The sequence below is a fragment of the Pantoea latae genome (assembly GCF_002077695.1).
GTDB lineage: Bacteria > Pseudomonadota > Gammaproteobacteria > Enterobacterales > Enterobacteriaceae > Pantoea > Pantoea latae.
The window spans coordinates 1-17,838 of record NZ_MWUE01000028.1 but is presented as its reverse complement, the minus strand read 5'-3'; the positions used below and the strand labels follow the sequence as shown (position 1 = coordinate 17,838).

The following is a 17,838-nucleotide window of genomic DNA, read 5'->3' as shown; positions in this document are numbered from 1 at the left end:
CGGCTGTAACGGGAGAAGAGATGATGAGTAACAGAGCCTGGCCGAACGCCTTTCGCCAACGCCTGCTGGCGGGCGAAACCCTGATCGGCAGCTGGTGCGCGCTGGCGAACCCGATTACCACTGAAGTGCTCGGCCTGGCCGGTTTCGACTGGCTGGTGCTGGACGGCGAACACGCGCCCAACGATATCACCACCTTTGTGCCGCAGCTGATGGCGCTCAAGGGCAGCGTCAGCGCGCCGGTGGTGCGTCCGCCGTGCAACGAGCCGGTGATCATCAAGCGCCTGCTGGATATCGGCTTCTACAACTTCCTGATCCCGTTTGTGGAAACCGAAGAGGAAGCGGTGCGCGCCGTGGCGTCTACCCGTTATCCGCCCGCCGGCATTCGCGGCGTTTCGGTGTCGCACCGCAGCAACATGTACGGCACGCTGCCGGACTACAACAGCACGGTGAACGACAACATCACGCTGCTGGTGCAGATCGAAACCCAGCAGGCGGTGGACAATATCGACGCCATCGCGGCGGTTGAGGGCGTCGACGGCATCTTTGTCGGCCCGGGGGATCTCTCCGCGGCGCTCGGTTATCTCGGCCAGCCTGCACACCCGGAAGTGCTGAAGGTGATCAAGCATGTGTTTGAGCGCGCGAAGGCGGCGGGCAAGCCGAGCGGCATTCTTGCGCCGGTCGAAGCAGACGCGCGCCGCTATCTGGAATGGGGCGCCAGCTTCGTTGCCGTGGGCAGCGATTTAGGGGTATTCCGCCACGCCACCCAGGCGCTGTGCGACAAATTTAAGCAGTAACTGACAGAGAGGAAAGGCAATGAAAATTGGATTTATCGGCCTCGGCATTATGGGCAAACCGATGAGTAAAAACCTGGTGAAAGCCGGTTACTCGCTGGTGGTGCGCGATCACAACGCCAGCAACGAAGCGGAATTAGTTGAGCTGGGCGCCACCGTGGCGACATCGCCGAAAGCGGTGGCGGAGCAGGTCGACGTAATTATTACGATGGTGCCTAACTCGCCGCAGGTGAAAGAGGTCTGCCTCGGCGAAAACGGCATTATCGACGGCGCGAAGCCGGGCCTGATCGTGATTGATATGAGTTCTATCGCGCCGCTCGCCAGCCGCGAAGTGCATGACGCGCTGGCGGAGAAGGGCATCAGGATGCTCGACGCGCCGGTGAGCGGCGGCGAGCCGAAAGCGATCGAAGGCACGCTCTCCGTGATGGTGGGCGGCGACAAAGCGATCTTCGACCAGTGCTACGACATCATGAAGGCGATGGCGGGTTCGGTGGTGCACACCGGCGATATCGGCGCGGGCAACGTCACCAAGCTGGCGAATCAGGTGATCGTGGCGCTTAACATCGCGGCGATGTCGGAAGCGCTGTCGCTGGCGACCAAAGCGGGCGTCAATCCTGAACTGGTCTATCAGGCGATCCGCGGCGGGCTGGCGGGCAGCACCGTGCTCGACGCCAAAGCGCCGATGGTGCTGGATCGCAACTTCAAGCCGGGCTTCCGCATCGATTTGCACATCAAGGACCTGGCGAACGCGCTGGACACCTCGCACGGCATCGGCGCGCATCTGCCGCTCACCGCCGCGGTGATGGAGATGATGCAGGCGCTGCGCACCGACGGGCAGGGCAACGCCGACCATAGCGCGCTCGCCTGCTATTATGAAAAATTAGCCAAGGTTGAGATTACCCGTTAACGCTCTGCGGCGGTCCGGCGTGACCGCCGCCAGCGTCATCATGGATGATGAATCGTCCATCAACAGCGCCTGGATTGCCTATGAAAATCGTAATCGCACCGGATTCATACAAAGAGAGTTTATCCGCCTCAGGCGTGGCGTCGGCGATTGAAGCGGGATTCCGTGAGATCTTTCCTGACGCTACTTACGTGAAGATACCGGTGGCCGACGGCGGCGAAGGCACGGTCGAGGCGATGGTGGCGGCGACAGAGGGAAGCCTCGTCAATCTGCGCGTCACCGGGCCGCTCGGCGCGCCGGTCGATGCGTTCTACGGCCTTTCCGGCGACGCGCGCACCGCTTTTATCGAGATGGCGGCCGCCAGCGGGCTGGAGCTGGTGCCCGCCGCGCAGCGCGATCCTCTCACCACGACCTCATTCGGCACCGGCGAATTGATCAAGAGCGCGCTGGACAAAGGGGTTGAGCATATCATTATCGGCATCGGCGGCAGCGCCACCAACGACGGCGGCGCCGGCATGATGCAGGCGCTGGGCGCGCGGCTGCTGGACGACGGGGAGCAAGAGATCGGCTTCGGCGGCGGCGCGCTGCCGGGGCTGGCGAAAATTGACATTAGCGGGCTGGACGCGCGTGTGCGGCAGTGCCGTTTCGAGGTGGCGTGCGACGTCACCAACCCGCTGACCGGCCGCGACGGCGCCTCGGCCATCTTCGGCCCGCAAAAAGGGGCGACCCCGGCGCTGGTGGAGCAGCTGGATCGCGCGCTGGCGCACTACGCGGCGATTATTCAGCGCGATCTCGACATCGACGTGCTGCATATTCCCGGCGGCGGCGCGGCAGGCGGTATGGGCGCGGCGCTGCACGCCTTCTGCCAGGCGGATCTGCGGCGCGGCATCGAGATCGTTACCGAGGCGCTGGGGCTGGCGGAGCAGGTCAAAGACGCGGCGCTGGTGATCACCGGCGAAGGGCGCATCGACAGCCAGAGCATCAACGGCAAGGTGCCGATTGGCGTGGCGCAGGTGGCGAAACAGTTCAACAAGCCGGTGATCGGCATTGCCGGCAGCCTGACGGCGGACGTTGGCGTGGTGCATCAGCACGGTCTGGATGCGGTGTTCAGCGTGCTCTACAGCATCTGCACGCTGGAGGAGGCGCTGGCCAACGCGGAAAACAACCTGCGGCTGGCGGCCAGGAATATCGCCGCGACGCTGAAGATGGGCGGCGCAATAGGGTAAAAAAGCGGTCTTCAGGCTAATGCTTGTGGTGATAACGCAGTCTGGTGCCGCTCAGGGGCGGGCGGTCCTCGCGCCGCTGACGCGGTCCCTTCACGCCATTCGTCTGCCTGACGGACCGGTGGGGATGGAACATCCCTGTTCCAGCCCCACCTTTCGCCTGCATCCCTGCGGGCTCTCCTGGCAGACTCACTCTGTTCAGCGCTGCGAAATGCCCGCCTCTGAGCGGCACCAGGCTGCTGGCCCGCACCGGCACGCGCATAAAACAAAGGCCGCCATTTTAAGAAAACAGCGGCCTTACCTGAAAATGACCTTAAGTGACAGGCATTAGCCTTCAGGCCGCTTTCTGCTTTATTTCTTATATTTCGCTTCCAGCGTGGCGAACCACGGCGCGACGAAGTCGTTATTGCCGCCCCAGCCGGGCACGATCTTATTCAGCGACGCCACGTTAATCGCGCCCTGCTGGCTGTTCAGCTGCTGCTGAGAGATAGACGCGCCTTTAAAATCGTAGCTGGCGGGCGTCGCCTCGCCGGCGATCTTGTTCGCCACCAGACGCATATTCACCGCGCCGATGGTTTTCGGATCGACCGCCACGGTCTGCACCCACGGGCTGTTCTTCTCGCGCATCAGCTGCAAATCCTGATTGGAAACGTCGATGCTGTAGAGTTTGATCTCGGTGCGGCCGTTCTCCTGCAGCGCCTTATAGGCGCCCTGGCTGAAGGCGTCCCACGCGCCCCAGATCGCATCGATCTTGCCTTTCGGGTATTTGGCGAGGATGGCGCCAATCTTGTTGGCGGTATCGCCCTGCACGTCAGAAGAGACCGCGCCGATCGACTCCAGCTGATGAATGCCCGGATTCTCCTTCAGCAGCTTCTCATACACCACCTGACGGCGCTCCATCGCCGGGAAACCGGCGACCCACAGCTTGACGATATTCGCCTTGCCGTTGAAGTCCTTGATCAGCTGGCCGAGCGACGACTGCGCCAGCGAGGCGTCATCCTGCGCGGTCACGGTCACGCCCGGGATCGGCGTATCGACCGGCGTGTCAAACACCGACACTTTAATGCCCGCGTCGGCGACGCGCTTCACCAGTCCGCTGGCGTAGGGCGCTTTGCCGTGCGACAGAATAATGCCGTCATACTTCTGGCTGATCGCCTGATTAACGAAGTCCTGAAAGCGCGCGTCATCGCCGTTGCTGAGAAAGGTGCTGACCTTAAAGCCCAGCTTGCGGCCCTCCTGAATGGCGCCCGCGACAAACTGCGTGGTGTTGTCGTCAGAGCCCAGGTTGCGGATCACCGCGATGCGCACCGGCCCTTCATGACTGGCGATGGGCGCAGGCACCGGCGCAACGGTGTCGGCAAAGGCGCTGGCAGAAAGCAGGCTGAGGGTCAGCAGAGAAAGCGATATTTTTTTCATTGTCATTTTCCAGGTTAATCAGCGTTAGCGGCGCTGAACGTAGGTCATCGCCAGTGCCAGAGCCAGCACCAGTCCTTTAATAATATCCATGGCGTAATAGGGAACAGAGAGCATCACCAGGCCGTTTTGCAGCACGCCGAGCAGCACCGCGCCCACCAGCGTGCCGAGCGCGTTAGGTTTGCCGGAGCCGGCCAGCGACAGGCCGATCCAGGCGGCGGCCACGGCGTCCATCAGGTAGCCGCCGCCGGCGTTAACCTGTGACGAGCCGATACGCGAGGCGAGCAGAATGCCGCCCAGGCCCGCCAGCAGCGAGGCGATAACGTAGGCCAGCACGCGGTAGCGCGTGGTGCGGATGCCGGAGAGGCGCGCCGCTTCCGGGTTGCCGCCCAGCGCATACATGCGGCGGCCGTGGGTGGTGAGCGACAGCGCCAGCTGCGCCGCCGCGGTCACCACCAGCATAATAATGACGATCACCGGCACCTGGCCGAGCAGGCCGAAGCCCGCCGGGATCGCGCCTTCCGCCATATCGCCGCTCGGCATCACCATATTTTCCGTGATCGAGCCGCCGAAGCTGTAGGTCATCGCCACGCCCTGGATAATAAACAGTGTGGCGAGGGTCGCCAGCATATCGGGGATGCGCAGGATCACGATCAGAAAGGCGTTGAACAGGCCGATCAGCGTACAGAGCGCCAGCGTCAGGGCAATCGCCTCGACGCTGTTCATGCCGTACCAGACAAACAGTGAAATCACCAGCGCGTTGGCCAGCGAGGCGGTGGAGCCGACCGACAGGTCGAAGCCGCCGACGGTCAGCGACACCGACACGCCCACGGCGATCACCGTCACGATGGCGATGGATCGCAGGATATTGATGATGTTGTTCGGCTCCAGAAAGCTGTCGGAGGCGAGGCCGAAACCGGCAATCAGGAGGGCGACGGTGATCAGCATGCCCCATTTATAGAGGAAATCGAACAGTCGGTGGCGCAGCGGCGTCGCTGCTGCGTTCAGGGTCATCTCTTTGCTGCTCACGCAGGGGTTCCTCCAGTGGAATAAAGCAGAAGCGTCTCTTCGGTCGCGTCGCGGGCGTCCAGTTCGGCGACGATGCGCCCGTCCCACAGCACGCAAATGCGGTCGCACAGGCCAGTTAGCTCGGAAAACTCGCCAGAGGCGTAGATAATCCCTTTGCCTTCCTGCGCCAGATCGCCGATCAGGCGAAACAGTTCGGTTTTCGCCTTGATATCGACCCCTTTGGTCGGCTCATCGAAAATCAGCACGTCGGCCTGGCTGCGCAGCCACTTGCCGATGGCGACCTTTTGCTGGTTGCCGCCGGAGAGGCGACGCAGCGACTGGCCGGGGCCGGTGGTGCGCACGTTGAGGCGCTGGATCACCGCTTCTGCCCAGCGCCACGCCTGACGATGGCCAAACAGGCTCCAGCGCGAAAAGCTGTTGTCGGCGCTGACGCTGAGGTTCATCGCCACCGGTTCGTCAATAAAAATGCCCTCTTTGCGTCGCTCTTCCGGCACCAGCGCCATACGTCGGCTCACCGAGTCGTGCGGCGAACGCGGCCGCCACGGCTTGCCGTGCAGCTCGCCGCGCGTTACGCGGCTTTTGCTGGCGCCGAACAGCGCCTTGCACAGCTCGGTTTTGCCGGCGCCCGCCAGCCCGGCGATGCCGAGGATCTCGCCCTGGTGCAGCCGCAGCGAAATATCCTGCAGCAGACGCTCGTCGTGCAGCCCTTCCACCGCCAGAAGCAGCGGCTGCGCGCGGGCAGGGCGGCGCGGCGGATAGATATCGGTCAGCGCGTGGCCGAGCATCTTCTCAACGATCTGCTCGCCGCTCAGCGCCGCCATCGGACCGCTCTCGATCAGGCGGCCGTCGCGCAGCACCGTCAGCCGGTCGCAAATCGCTTTCAGCTCATGGATGCGGTGCGAAATAAACACCACGCCGATACCGCCTGCTTGCAGGCGGCGCACCACGGCGAACAGGCGCTCGCTCTCATGCTGATCGAGCGGCGCGGTGGGTTCGTCGAGGATGAGAAAACGGCAGTGGTGCGACAGCGCGCGCGCCAGCAAAATCTGCTGCTTCTCCGCCAGCGTGCAGCGCTCCACCAGCCGGTTGACGTCGATATGGGCGTCGAGCTGCGCCAGCAGGGCGCGCGCCTGCTGGCGAATGGCGCCCCAGCGGAAGCCGTGCCCCGGCTGCGCCAGCCGATCCAGCAGGATGTTTTCCGCCACGCTCAGCTGCGGCACCAGCGCGACATCCACCTCCTGCTGCACCAGATGAATGCCGAGCCGTTTCGCATCGCGCGGGCTGCGTATCGACACCGGCGCGCCGTCGAGCAGGATCTCGCCGCTGTAGTGGCTGTGCGCGCCGGAAAGCACCGCCATCAGCGTCGACTTGCCCGCGCCGTTGGCGCCGGTCAGGGCGTGCACCGAATGACCCTCCGCGACAAAATCGACCTGCGTCAACGCAGCGAATCCGCCGAATGCGAGTGAGATATTCCGCATCTCAAGGCGGTTTAACGCGCTCATTAGTTCAGGCTCCCCTGTGTCTGACTGGCCGCAATTTTTTCCTGAAGCATCAGGCGCGGCAACAGCCGAAAGCGCATAAGCTAGCACGAAATCTTATTAGCCATCCAGACATCTGGATTGTTTGGCGGCTAAAGCTGGCGCGCCAGATAACGCTGGTGTTTTACAGCAGGGAATAAAAGGAAGGTGGTGTTTTATGCTGGGCGGAAAGGCAGAAATAAAAAACCAGGCCGGAGCCTGGTTGATGATGCGAAGGGGCGCTTATTTTGCCGGGATAGCGTTCAGCAGGGTGGTGAGCAGCTTCCAGTAGAGGCCGACGCTCTCGATATGCACCTGCTCGTCCGGCGAGTGCGGGCCGGTAATGGTCGGGCCGATAGAGACCATATCCATCTCTGGATAGGGCTTCTTGAACAGGCCGCACTCGAGACCGGCGTGGATCACCTGGATATTCGGCGTTTTGTCGAACAGCGCGATGTAGGTCTGACGCGTCAGCGCCATAATCGGCGAGTTAGCATCAGGCTGCCAGCCCGGATAGCCGCCTTTCGGCTTCGTCTGCGCGCCAGCCAGCTGGCCAAGTGAGGTCAGCATCTGCACCACGTAGTCGCGACCGGTGTCGATCAGCGAACGGATCAGGCAGTTAATCTCCGCCTTGTCGTGATCCATGGTAACGACGCCGACGTTGAGCGAGGTTTCCACCACGCCTTTCGCCACGTCGGAGTTGCGGATTACGCCGTTCGGCGTGCTGTTCAGCAGGTTAAGGAAGCGGTCGCGGCTCTCGGCGCTCAGCGCCTCGCCCTGATGCGCCAGCGGCTCGGTGACGACGGTGATGTTCTTCTCTTTCACGCCGTGCTCGTTTTGCAGCGCCAGCAGGAAGTGCGCCGCGGCCGCTTTCAGCGCATCGACTTTATGGCTCTCAACCGCCAGCGTGGCAAAGGCTTCGCGCGGGATGGCGTTGCGCAGCGTGCCGCCGGTGAAGTCAACCAGACGCAGATCCAGCTCTGCGGCGTGGGCGGCAAGGAAACGCGCCAGCAGCTTGTTGGCGTTGCCGAGACCCATATGGATATCTGCGCCGGAGTGGCCGCCGCGCAGCCCTTTCAGGGTCAGCTTCAGCGTTTCGAAGTCAGCCGGCACCGCTTCGCGCGTCAGCGGCAGGGTGGTGATAAAGTCGATGCCGCCCGCGCAGCCCATGTAGATCTCGCCTTCCTCTTCCGAGTCGGTGTTGATCAGGATCTCCGCCTGCAGCCAGTTCGGCTGCAGGCCAAAAGCGCCGTCCATGCCGGTCTCTTCGGTCATGGTGAGCAGCACTTCCAGCGGGCCGTGAGTCAGGCTGCTGTCGGCCAGCACCGCCAGCGCAGAGGCCATGCCGATACCGTTGTCGGCGCCCAGCGTGGTGCCGCGCGCCTTCACCCATTCGCCGTCGATGTAGGGCTGAATCGGATCTTTGGTGAAGTCATGAGCGGTGTCGTTGTTTTTCTGCGGCACCATATCGAGGTGCGCCTGCAGCGCCACCGGCGTGCGGTTTTCCATGCCGGCGGTGGCCGGTTTGCGGATCAGGATATTGCCGACCGCGTCGCGCTCGACCCAGAAACCCTGCTCTTTCGCCCAGCCAACGATATAGCTGGCCAGCGCTTCTTCATGAAAAGAGGGGTGCGGAATGGAGCAGATTTTGGCGAAGATATCCCACAGCGGTTGGGGAGAAAGCTGAGACAATTCAGACACGACAGGTCTCCTGTGTCAGTGCGCCGGCCAGGCCGAGGCGCGCGTGTTTCCGGTGAATGGTCGCCGTCAGCGGATCTGACGTGATGGGGCTGAGAATATCACTGTTAGCGCCGGGTGCGTACTCAGGCGCGCTAAAAAGCCGCAACCAGTGGTTCGGATGCTGGTTTTTAGCGCTGAGGATCCTTATAATCTCGCGCAACCTTTTTCCCGTTGCACATTTTTAAGCCGATTAAGTTGGCTGGGATCGCTATTCATGAGTGAGAAATACGTCGTTACCTGGGACATGCTGCAGATTCATGCCCGCAAACTGGCTCAGCGCCTGCTTCCTGTTGAACAGTGGAAAGGCATTATCGCGGTCAGCCGCGGCGGCCTGGTGCCTGCGTCGCTGCTGGCGCGCGAGCTGGGCATTCGCTATGTCGACACCGTCTGCATCTCCAGCTACGACCACGACCATCAGCGCGAGATGAAAGTGCTCAAGCGCGCGGAAGGCGACGGCGAAGGCTTTATCGTCATCGACGACCTGGTCGACACCGGCGGCACCGCGCAGGCGATCCGCGAAATGTATCCCAAAGCGCACTTCGTCACTATTTTCGCCAAGCCGGCAGGTCGCCCGCTGGTGGATGACTACGTGGTGGATATTCCGCAGAACACCTGGATCGAGCAGCCGTGGGACATGGGCGTGGTTTATATCCCGCCCATTGTGAAAGGCGCCTGATCTTTCGTGTTAACAACGCCCGGCTTGCCGGGCGTTGTGCTTTTTACGGCGGGTAGCATGGCCTGTAGAGCAAAGCGTCCTGCGCCAGGGATGGCGCAGGCCGAGCGGGCAAGGATGCCATCTTTTGCGTCTTTGCGGACAGGCCATGCTACCCGCCGCGCACTGCGCTCTTTTGCACCTCGCGCCGCTCCTGACCCTGCAGTACACTTAGCCACTGCCAGGCCGCCAGGAGAACCGAGCATGTCGAGCAAAAACCTCAGCGAAGAGCTATTCAAACCGCACTACAACTATCCCGAAACCTCGTCGCTGGTGCATCGCCAGCACCACGCCGCTGTCGACATCGAAGCGACGCTGGACGGCAGCAGCCAGCACGGCTGGTATCGCATGCTCAACAAGCTGATGTGGACGTGGCGCGGCGTGCCGCCGCAGGAGATCAGCGAGGTGCTGGCGCGTATCGCCATCAGCGATCAGCGGCACACCGACGACGCGCTGCTCGACACCGTGATCGGCTTTCGCAGCGGCAACTGGGCGTTCGAGTGGTCGAAGCAGGCGGGCCTCTGGCAGCAGCGCGCGCAGGAAGAGGGCGACGACAGCCTGGCGGGCGAGCACTGGCTGCACGCCTCGCACCTGTTCAGCCTCGCCGCCTATCCCTATATCAAAGGCGACGAGCTGGCGGATCAGGCGCAGACGCTGGCGAACCGCGCCTATGAAGAGGCAACGCGGCGTCTGCCCGGCGAACTTAAGGCGCTCAGCTTCAATATCGAAGGCGGCAGCCCCATCACCGGCTTCCTGCATATGCCGCCCAACGCCTCGGCGCCGTATCCCACCGTGCTGCTGTGCGGCGGCCTCGACTCGCTGCAAAGCGACCACTACCGTCTGTTCCACGACTACCTTGCGCCGCGCGGCATCGCCATGCTGACGCTGGATATGCCCTCGGTGGGCTTCTCCGTGAAGTGGCGGCTCAACCAGGACACCAGCTTTCTGCATCAGCAGGTGCTGCGCCAGCTGGAGAACGTGGCCTGGGTCGATCACCGGCGCGTGGCGGCGTTCGGCTATCGCTTCGGCGCCAACGTCGCGGTGCGGCTCGCCTATCTGGAGGTGCCGCGCCTGCGTGCGGCGGCAACGCTCGGTCCGATGGTGCACAGCCTGCTGGCCAGCGCGCAGCAGCAGGACGCCATCCCCGATATGTATATGGATATGCTCGCCAGCCGCCTCGGCATGGCCTTTACCAGTGACAGCGCGCTGCGCACCGAGCTGAATCGATACTCGCTGAAGGTGCAGGGGCTGCTGGGACGCCGCACGCCGACGCCGATGCTGGCGGGCTACTGGCCAGACGATCCTTTCGGCCCGGAAGAGGACGCGCGGCTGATCGCCAGCTCCTCCGCCGACGGCAAACTGCTGCCGATTGCCGCCAGACCGGCGCTGGCCAATTTCGAGCGCGCCCTGAATCAGGTTTGCGACTGGCTGGCAAAGCGGTTACAACAGTAGCTGGCAAATTACGTGCGGTTTGCTTTAATACTAACGGTCAAACTTATGGAGAATTAGCATGACGTTACCGAGTGGTCATCCCCGTAGTCGCCTGCTTAAGCGCTTCACCGAGCTGGGACCGTATATCCGCGAAGGGAAATGTGAAGAAACGCGGTTCTTTTTCGACTGCCTGGCCGCCTGCGTCAATGTTAAACCCGCGCCGGAAAGCCGCGAGTTCTGGGGCTGGTGGATGGAGCTGGAAGCGCATCAGGATCATTTTACCTATGTCTATCATATCGGCCTGTTCGATAAAGATGGCGACTGGTCCGTCGCGAACATTAAAGGCAAAGAGAATAACCAGAAGGTGGAAGAGACGCTGCGCAATTTCCACACGCGCCTGAAAGCGATGCTGCAGGAGTTGAATCTGGGGCTGACGCCCGCCAGCGGCTTCGACGAGCAGCCGGTAAAACTCAGCGCCTGACAACGGCAGGCATAGTCCGATGCGTTTCGGCTATGCCTGTTCTGCTTTATTTTTTCCTTCCCGTCATCGCCTCTTTTTCTTTTTCGCCTGATTCACCGCCGCGCTTTAATTCTCCCAAACATTTCGCCTGCTTATTTGATTATGGTTATTTACTAAAGTCGAATTATAAAACCTTTGTAATCAACATGAGCAGGTGAAATAACCGGTCCAGCTAAAATAGAGTGCGACACGGCATTATTCTTATTCTCATTTTATTGAGGCCGATCGCACTGACGATTTGTAGACGTTTTCTTAACGAAATGGTGTGATACCCGCCAGCGCGACCGCGTTTGTCGCGGCTTTTCTCCATTTGTTATCGCCAAAAAGAATGCCAACCCAGACACCTAAAAGTCTGAGTGGTCCTGCGCTGTCTCTCTGGAGGAAAACGTTTTGTTTAAATTAAATCCCATATTATTAAGCCTGGCCGCTGCGCCCGGGCTCTTTTTTCCGGTTACCTTTAGTCAGGCCGCCACGTTAAAACCTTTTTCGCCTTTATTAAATGACAATAAAGCAGGCGTATTTTGCGTTTGTAATGGATCGACGCAAACGCTAAGCGGTATTCAGCGTTTTCAGCCGGGCGAAGATGGCGGCGGATCCATTACCATCGGCGAATTATTAGGGAGCGGCCGAATTATTTCCGATGACAACGTTATCGGCGCGGATCGCCTGACGTTCGGCGCGCAGAATTATGTGATTAACGTGCCTGACGCTAACGGCAGCGGAAATAATCAGCTGCAGGTCTACAATTCCGCCAGCATCAGCGCGCTGGCGTCGGTGACGCCTGAGAGCGAACTGCCCAACTATTACAACGTCAACGGCCAGCAGTATATTAACACCCGCGTGGCGCAGGTCAGCAACGGCACCATCAATGTCGATATCGGCGTCGACGGCGCGGCGACCAGCGCCGCCACCAACGGCTGGAGCATGGCAGCGAAACAGAGCCAGCTCTTCACCGCCAGCGGCAGCGGCGCGATGAACTGGCAGTCAGCCAACCGCATCGCCTTTACCGGCTCCTACACCGAATACACCTACAACCTCGCGTACTGGGTGGACAATGTTGCCCAGTACAGCGGCCCGTTCAGCGTCACCACGCTGGACGGCAACAGCCGCGAATTCAACGTCGCCAGCCTGAACGATCTGCGACAGTACAACGACTGGCTGATTGAGCAACTGCAGAGCGGCAACCTCAGCGCGGGCAGCTACAACGGCGAATTTAATAAGGCGCTGTCGCTCTACAGCGCGCCCATCGCCTATGTGATCGACGCCGATGAGTACTACGACGAGGTGACGCTGCCGGTGGGCGAGCGCGTGGTGCTGAGCGCCGACGGCCCAGGCGCCAGCGTCTCGGTGCAGAAGGGCGCCACGCTGGAGGTGGTCGACTCCGACGGCGGCGCGATGCGCGCCACCAACGGCGCGAAGGCCATCGTCGACGGCAAGCTGGCCGCCAGCGGTTCGGCGGCGCATGAGAACACGGCGCTGCGGCTGGCGGGCGCCAGCGGCGTCAACAACGGCGTGATTAACGGCGGCTTTTTCAACAACGCCGACGGCAGCGGCGTCGATCCGGCGACGCTGGGCTACAGCGGCAGCGCGGTGCTGGCGACCGACGGCAGCCGCTTCGTCAACAACGGCGTGCTGAACGTCGCCACGGCACAAGGGGGCAGCGCGCTGCGGCTTAGCGACGCGCAGGGCATCAACAACGGCGCGATCAACGTCGGCGTAACGGACGCCTCCGGCGGCGCCAGCAGCAGCGGCGTGCTGCTCGACAGCAGCGGCGCCAGCTTTATCAACGGCGCGGGCGGGGTGATCTATGTCGGCCGCGCGCCGCAGAACAGCAAAAATGATGTCGCCGAGGATGTGGCGATCAACCAGAGCGGCGGCGTCAACGCCATTGCGCAGCTGTTCAACTCCACCGTAATCAACGACGGGCGCATCGTGCTCGGCAGCAAAGTGCAAAACGCCGCCGCGATGCGCGTCGAAAGCGGCCCGGACGCGATCGCCCTGAACAACGGCACCATCGACCTTAACGGCCGCGCGCAGTTTCGTCCGGCGGAAAGCGTCGGCCTGCTGGCGATCGATGCCGGCAGCGGCGGGCTGGTGGGCAACAGCGGCACCATCAACCTGAACGGCGACGGCGGCACCGGCATCAAGGTGATCGCCCGCGACGGCGAGCGCGCCAGCGCCTTCTCCAGCGGGGCGATCAACGTCACCGGCCGCGCCGACACCCTCAACGGCAGCTTTAACACCGCGGTGTGGGTCAACGGAGAGGGCAGCGGCAACGCGTCCGCCACGCTGAGCGGGCCAATTGTTCTGCAGGGCAGCGGCGCGGTCGGCATTCGCGCCGAGGGCAACGCCACCGTTGACCTGACCGCCGACGCGGTGCCGCAGCTCGGCGGCAGCGGAGAATATCAGATGGGCCTGCTGGCCATCGGACCGAACGCCCGCATCAACCTGCCGCAGGCGGGCAACTATGCCACCGGGCCTGACGACTGGTACGCCACTATCTTCCGCTATCAGGACGGCGCGGACTTCGACGGCGCCGGGCTGACCATCGCGCCGGGCGCGGCGTTCTCTACCGGTATTGAAGCCGTGGGCGAAGGCTCGGAGGTCAACACCCACGGCGCAACCTTCAATATCGGCAACACCTCTACCGGCCTGCGCATCGAGGGCGGCGCGCAGGGCACCATCGATGCGGCAACGCAGCTTAACCTCAACGTCGGCGGCGCAACGGCGGCGGTGGTGGACGGCAACTATTACAACCTGACGCGCTATATCACCAACAGCCTCGACCAGCCTTTCGCCTCGACGCTGGTCAACCATGCGGATATCAGCGGCGCGGCCAGCCAGCAGATCGGCCTGATCGCGCAGTTTCAGGGGACGCTGACCAACACGGGCGACATCAGCCTGCGCGGCGAGCAGAGCTATGGCATTCAGGCGCTGCGCGGCGGCAAAGCGACCAGCAGCGGCGATATTAACGTCAGCGACGGCGCGGTCGCGCTCTACGCCGCGGGCGAATTTTTCGACTCCGCCAGCGCCACCACCTCCGCCATCACCAGCAGCGGCACGCTGAACGTGACGGCAGGCAGCGCGGATCGCTTTTTCCCCACCACGGGCCTCTATGCCATCGGCGACGCGGCGCGCATCGAGCAAGACGGCACGGTCAATCTCTATGGCGTCAACGCGCTGGCGGGCGAGGCGCTCTACGGCGGCTGGATCACCCTCGGCCAGCAAAGCAAGGTGGTGTTTCATGACGCGAATCAGACCGGCTACCGGCTGGTCGAGGGCGGCGGCATCCTCAATACGTACGGCAGCAGCCAGGATGTGACCACCGACGGCTCGACGCTCTATCGGCTCGGCGACGGCGCGATCTTTGTCCCGGAGCGGCCAGGGGAGATCACCCTGAGCGGCGCCAATACCACCGGGGTCAATATCTCTGGCGCGGGCACCATGTATGGCAATGACACCTATTTCCTCAACGGCAAGGGCGCGGTGGCGCTGCGCGCCTCGAGCGGCGCCTACGGCGATCTGGGCGACGTGTGGCTCAACGGCGAGGGCAGCATCGGCGCCATCAGCGAGAACGGCGACGGCGTGGTGTTTGGCAACGGCAATATTCTTGGCAGCGGTAAAAACGTTACGGCGCTCCAGGCGAGCGGCGGCGCGACGGTCATGAATAGCGGCACGATTCTTCTTTCCGGCGAAAACAACACCGGCGTGCGGCTGCTAAACGCGGGTCGGTTGATCAACAACACCTGGATCCATGTGGTGTCCGGCGTCGGCATTGACGTCAGCGAAGGCGCGGGCGTCTATCAGCCCTATAACGGCACGGTGCAGGTGGATGGCGGCATCGCCGGGGCGCGCGTCGGGGAAAACGCCACGCTCGATATTCAGGGCGACCAGCTGTTCCGCAGCGGTATCTGGACCAGCGGCAGCGCGGACGCGGTGTTGCTCGATCGCGGCGCGGCGGGACTGCAGGCGAGCGAAATTATCCTCAGCGCCGGTGACAGCGGCAGCGCCATTAACAACCGCGCGGAAACCGCTAACATTGCGCTGAACAACGCCTATCTTGTGCCCGTTAACGGCGCGGGCATCCGCTCCGCCACTTCGTTCGACTACAACGGCAGGGCGACGATTGACGTGCAGGGCAGCGGTGTCGGCTATCTGTTCCAGAACGAGGATGGCTCCGCCACCGCCAACGATCTGGTGGTGCCGCCAGGCTACGCCATTATCGTTTACGGCAGCGGCGACGCGATTCGCGCCAACACTACCGGCCAGGTCTTCTCTGACGGCTTTATCGCCATCGCCAACGAGAACGGCGGCTCGGCCATCGTTACCCGCAACGCCAGCGAGGTGATCAACCGCGGCTCGATTATCTCCTACAGCCGCGTGGCGCCGGTTATCGACCTGCGCGGCGGCCAGACGCTGTTTATTAACCAGGGCGATATCAGCGCCGAATACCCGGAAACGCCGATCGTGGCAGGTGGTGCCACCAGCGACCAGTTCGCCTTTATCGGCGGCAGCGTGGTGGGTGATGTCGATACCGGCAACGGCAGCGACACCCTGGCGGTCACCGGCGGCACCCTTAACGGCAGCCTGACCATGGGCAGCGGCGAAAATAACCAGGCGCTGATTGAGAACGTTAGCCTGGCGAACACCCGCCATATCACCACCGCCGGCGGCGCGGGCAGTACGCTCAGCTTCAACAACATCGACGCCAGCGGCGGCTCCTTCAGCGGCGACGATCTCAGCAAAGGGGTCAACCTCGGCGCCGGCTGGAGCACGCTCAACTTCTACAAAACCAGGTGGACGCTGACCGATAACCTGAAGCTGGCGCACAGCACCATCAATATCGATCGCGACTCCACGCTGTTTACCGGTAATAACGTCAATCCGCTGCTGTCGGGCGCGACCGACGACTCGCTGCTGGTCAACAACGCCGGCACGCTGGATCTCAGCAACGGCGGCGCGGCCAGTAATCTGCTGACCATCAACGGCACGCTGGCGTCGCTCGGCGGCACGCTGCGGCTGGCGACCCGGCTCAACGGCGCAGGCGGGCAGAGTGACGCGCTGCGGGTAAACGGCGACGTTACCGGTACCACGCTGATTGACGATCGCGCCGTCGCCAGCCGTGGCGTCACGCAGAGCGACGCCAACGGCGACGGCGTAATCGACGGCGGCGAGGGCGTCTCGCTGGCGCAGGTTTCCGGCAGCGCCGGCGGCGACAGCTTCGCGCTGAAGGGCGGCTATCTCGCCGTGGGGCCCTGGCAGTATGGCCTGTATGCGTTTGCGCCCGGCAGCAGCAGCAGCGACGGATGGGATTACCGGCTCGCCAGCCGCTATATCTGCGAAGATGGCGCGCTCTGTCAGCCGCAGGCGGGCCGCGCGACCTCGGCGGCAGCGCGTCCGGCGCTGGCGCCGCAGGTGGCCTCTTATCTCTCCGCGCCGGTCGGTCTGGCCTATTACACCCAGGCGATCACCGACGATCTGCATAAGCGCCTTGGCGAACTGCGCGACGGTCAGCGCAGCGGCACGGGCGGCGAGCTGTTCCTGCGCTATCTCGGCTCAAACCTGACCTACAGGAGCAACCGCAGCTTTAGCGACTACGGCTTTGACGCCGATATCGACTACAGCGCGGTGCAATTCGGCGGCAATCTGCTGCAGCTGGACGGCGAGCGCGACAGTTTGCGCGGCGGCGTCGCCTATACGCGCGGCAACACGCGTATTCGCCCGCACGCGGCGGACGGCTACAGCTCCACCACCTTCGACAGCGACAGCGTTTCGTTCTACGGCACCTGGCAGCGCGACAGCGGCTTCTATCTTGACGGCTCGCTGAGCTGGAGCTGGCACCGCGGCGACACCGATATCGCGCGGCAGAAAGAGGTGGCGAAGCTGAAGGCTGACGGCTGGAGCGCCTCGCTGGAGTCGGGCTATCCCTTTGTCTTCGCCAACGGCCTCCGTCTGGAGCCGCAGGCGCAGCTCACCTGGATGCGTCTGAAGTTCGACGACGCCAGCGATAAGGATGGCGTCGACGTGGCGTTCGACGATGACGATCAGACTATCGGCCGCCTCGGCGCGCGGCTGGATCGCACCTGGCAGGATGACGCGCAGCGCGAATATACCCCTTATCTGCGCGCCAACTATTCTCGCGGCTGGGGCGGCGGGTCGAAGGTGAAAGTCGGCGCGGCGCAGAGCGATTTCAGCGAGGATTTCAACAGCGGCAGGTTCGGTCAGATGTGGGACGTCGGCATTGGCACCACCACCCGCTTCCGCAGCGACGTTTCGCTCTATGCCGAGGCGGACTACCGTAAGGAGATCGACGGCAACGGCGCGAAGGGCTGGCGCTATAACGCCGGCGTGCGCTGGACGTTCTGAGTGGGAAGAAAAGGTGTAATGTGTCAGTTAAGCACGAGGTAATAACGCAGTCTGGAGCCGCTCAGGGGCGGCCGGTCCTCGCGCCGCTGACGCGGTCCCTTCACGCCATTCGCCTGCCTGACGGACCGGTGGGGATGGAACATCCCTGTTCCAGCCCCACCTTTCGCCCGCATCCCTGCGGGCTCTCCTGGC

The 17,838-nt window shown here is 62.9% G+C and carries 11 protein-coding genes; 7 read left to right on the top strand and 4 right to left on the bottom strand.

Annotation, left to right across the window (positions count from 1 at the left end; genetic code table 11):
• Window positions 1-23 precede the first annotated feature (23 nt).
• The 3 genes from garL (at window position 24) to B2J69_RS18855 (ending at window position 2,921) form a co-directional block, all read left to right on the top strand.
• On the top strand, window positions 24-794 hold the full coding sequence (gene garL, locus B2J69_RS18865) for a 2-dehydro-3-deoxyglucarate aldolase (RefSeq protein WP_081141172.1): 771 nt from the start codon (window positions 24-26) through the stop codon (window positions 792-794).
• Window positions 795-813: 19 nt separating this feature from the next.
• Entirely contained in the window at window positions 814-1,698 is an 885-nt protein-coding gene (gene garR, locus B2J69_RS18860) for a 2-hydroxy-3-oxopropionate reductase (protein ID WP_081141171.1), read from the top strand.
• 80 nt (window positions 1,699-1,778) lie between these two features.
• Entirely contained in the window at window positions 1,779-2,921 is a 1,143-nt protein-coding gene (locus tag B2J69_RS18855) for a glycerate kinase (protein ID WP_081141170.1), read from the top strand.
• A 348-nt stretch (window positions 2,922-3,269) separates the two neighbouring features.
• On the opposite strand, the gene B2J69_RS18845 is transcribed toward B2J69_RS18855, so the two are convergent.
• From B2J69_RS18845 to pepD, 4 genes are all read right to left on the bottom strand, one after another.
• Window positions 3,270-4,334, bottom strand: coding sequence for a sugar ABC transporter substrate-binding protein (locus B2J69_RS18845; RefSeq protein ID WP_081141169.1), 1,065 nt, complete (start codon window positions 4,332-4,334; stop codon window positions 3,270-3,272).
• A 24-nt stretch (window positions 4,335-4,358) separates the two neighbouring features.
• A complete protein-coding gene (locus tag B2J69_RS18840) occupies window positions 4,359-5,360 on the bottom strand; it encodes an ABC transporter permease (protein ID WP_081141168.1) in 1,002 nt (333 codons plus the stop codon).
• A complete protein-coding gene (locus tag B2J69_RS18835) occupies window positions 5,357-6,862 on the bottom strand; it encodes a sugar ABC transporter ATP-binding protein (RefSeq protein ID WP_081141167.1) in 1,506 nt (501 codons plus the stop codon). Before B2J69_RS18835 ends, B2J69_RS18840 begins: the two co-directional genes overlap by 4 nt.
• 258 nt (window positions 6,863-7,120) lie before the next feature.
• Window positions 7,121-8,578, bottom strand: coding sequence for a beta-Ala-His dipeptidase (gene pepD, locus B2J69_RS18830; protein ID WP_081141166.1), 1,458 nt, complete (start codon window positions 8,576-8,578; stop codon window positions 7,121-7,123).
• Window positions 8,579-8,831: 253 nt separating this feature from the next.
• Between pepD and gpt the strand changes: the two genes are divergently transcribed.
• The 4 genes from gpt (at window position 8,832) to B2J69_RS18810 (ending at window position 17,646) form a co-directional block, all read left to right on the top strand.
• On the top strand, window positions 8,832-9,293 hold the full coding sequence (gene gpt / locus B2J69_RS18825; protein ID WP_081141165.1) for a xanthine phosphoribosyltransferase: 462 nt from the start codon (window positions 8,832-8,834) through the stop codon (window positions 9,291-9,293).
• A 240-nt stretch (window positions 9,294-9,533) separates the two neighbouring features.
• Window positions 9,534-10,781 carry an esterase FrsA gene (frsA, locus tag B2J69_RS18820; RefSeq protein ID WP_081141164.1) on the top strand — a complete coding sequence of 416 codons (1,248 nt, stop codon included), beginning with the start codon at window positions 9,534-9,536 and terminating at the stop codon, window positions 10,779-10,781.
• A 58-nt stretch (window positions 10,782-10,839) separates the two neighbouring features.
• Window positions 10,840-11,241 carry a sigma factor-binding protein Crl gene (gene crl / locus B2J69_RS18815; protein ID WP_081141163.1) on the top strand — a complete coding sequence of 134 codons (402 nt, stop codon included), beginning with the start codon at window positions 10,840-10,842 and terminating at the stop codon, window positions 11,239-11,241.
• A 429-nt stretch (window positions 11,242-11,670) separates the two neighbouring features.
• A complete protein-coding gene (locus tag B2J69_RS18810; protein ID WP_081141162.1) occupies window positions 11,671-17,646 on the top strand; it encodes an autotransporter outer membrane beta-barrel domain-containing protein in 5,976 nt (1,991 codons plus the stop codon).
• Window positions 17,647-17,838: the final 192 nt, after the last annotated feature.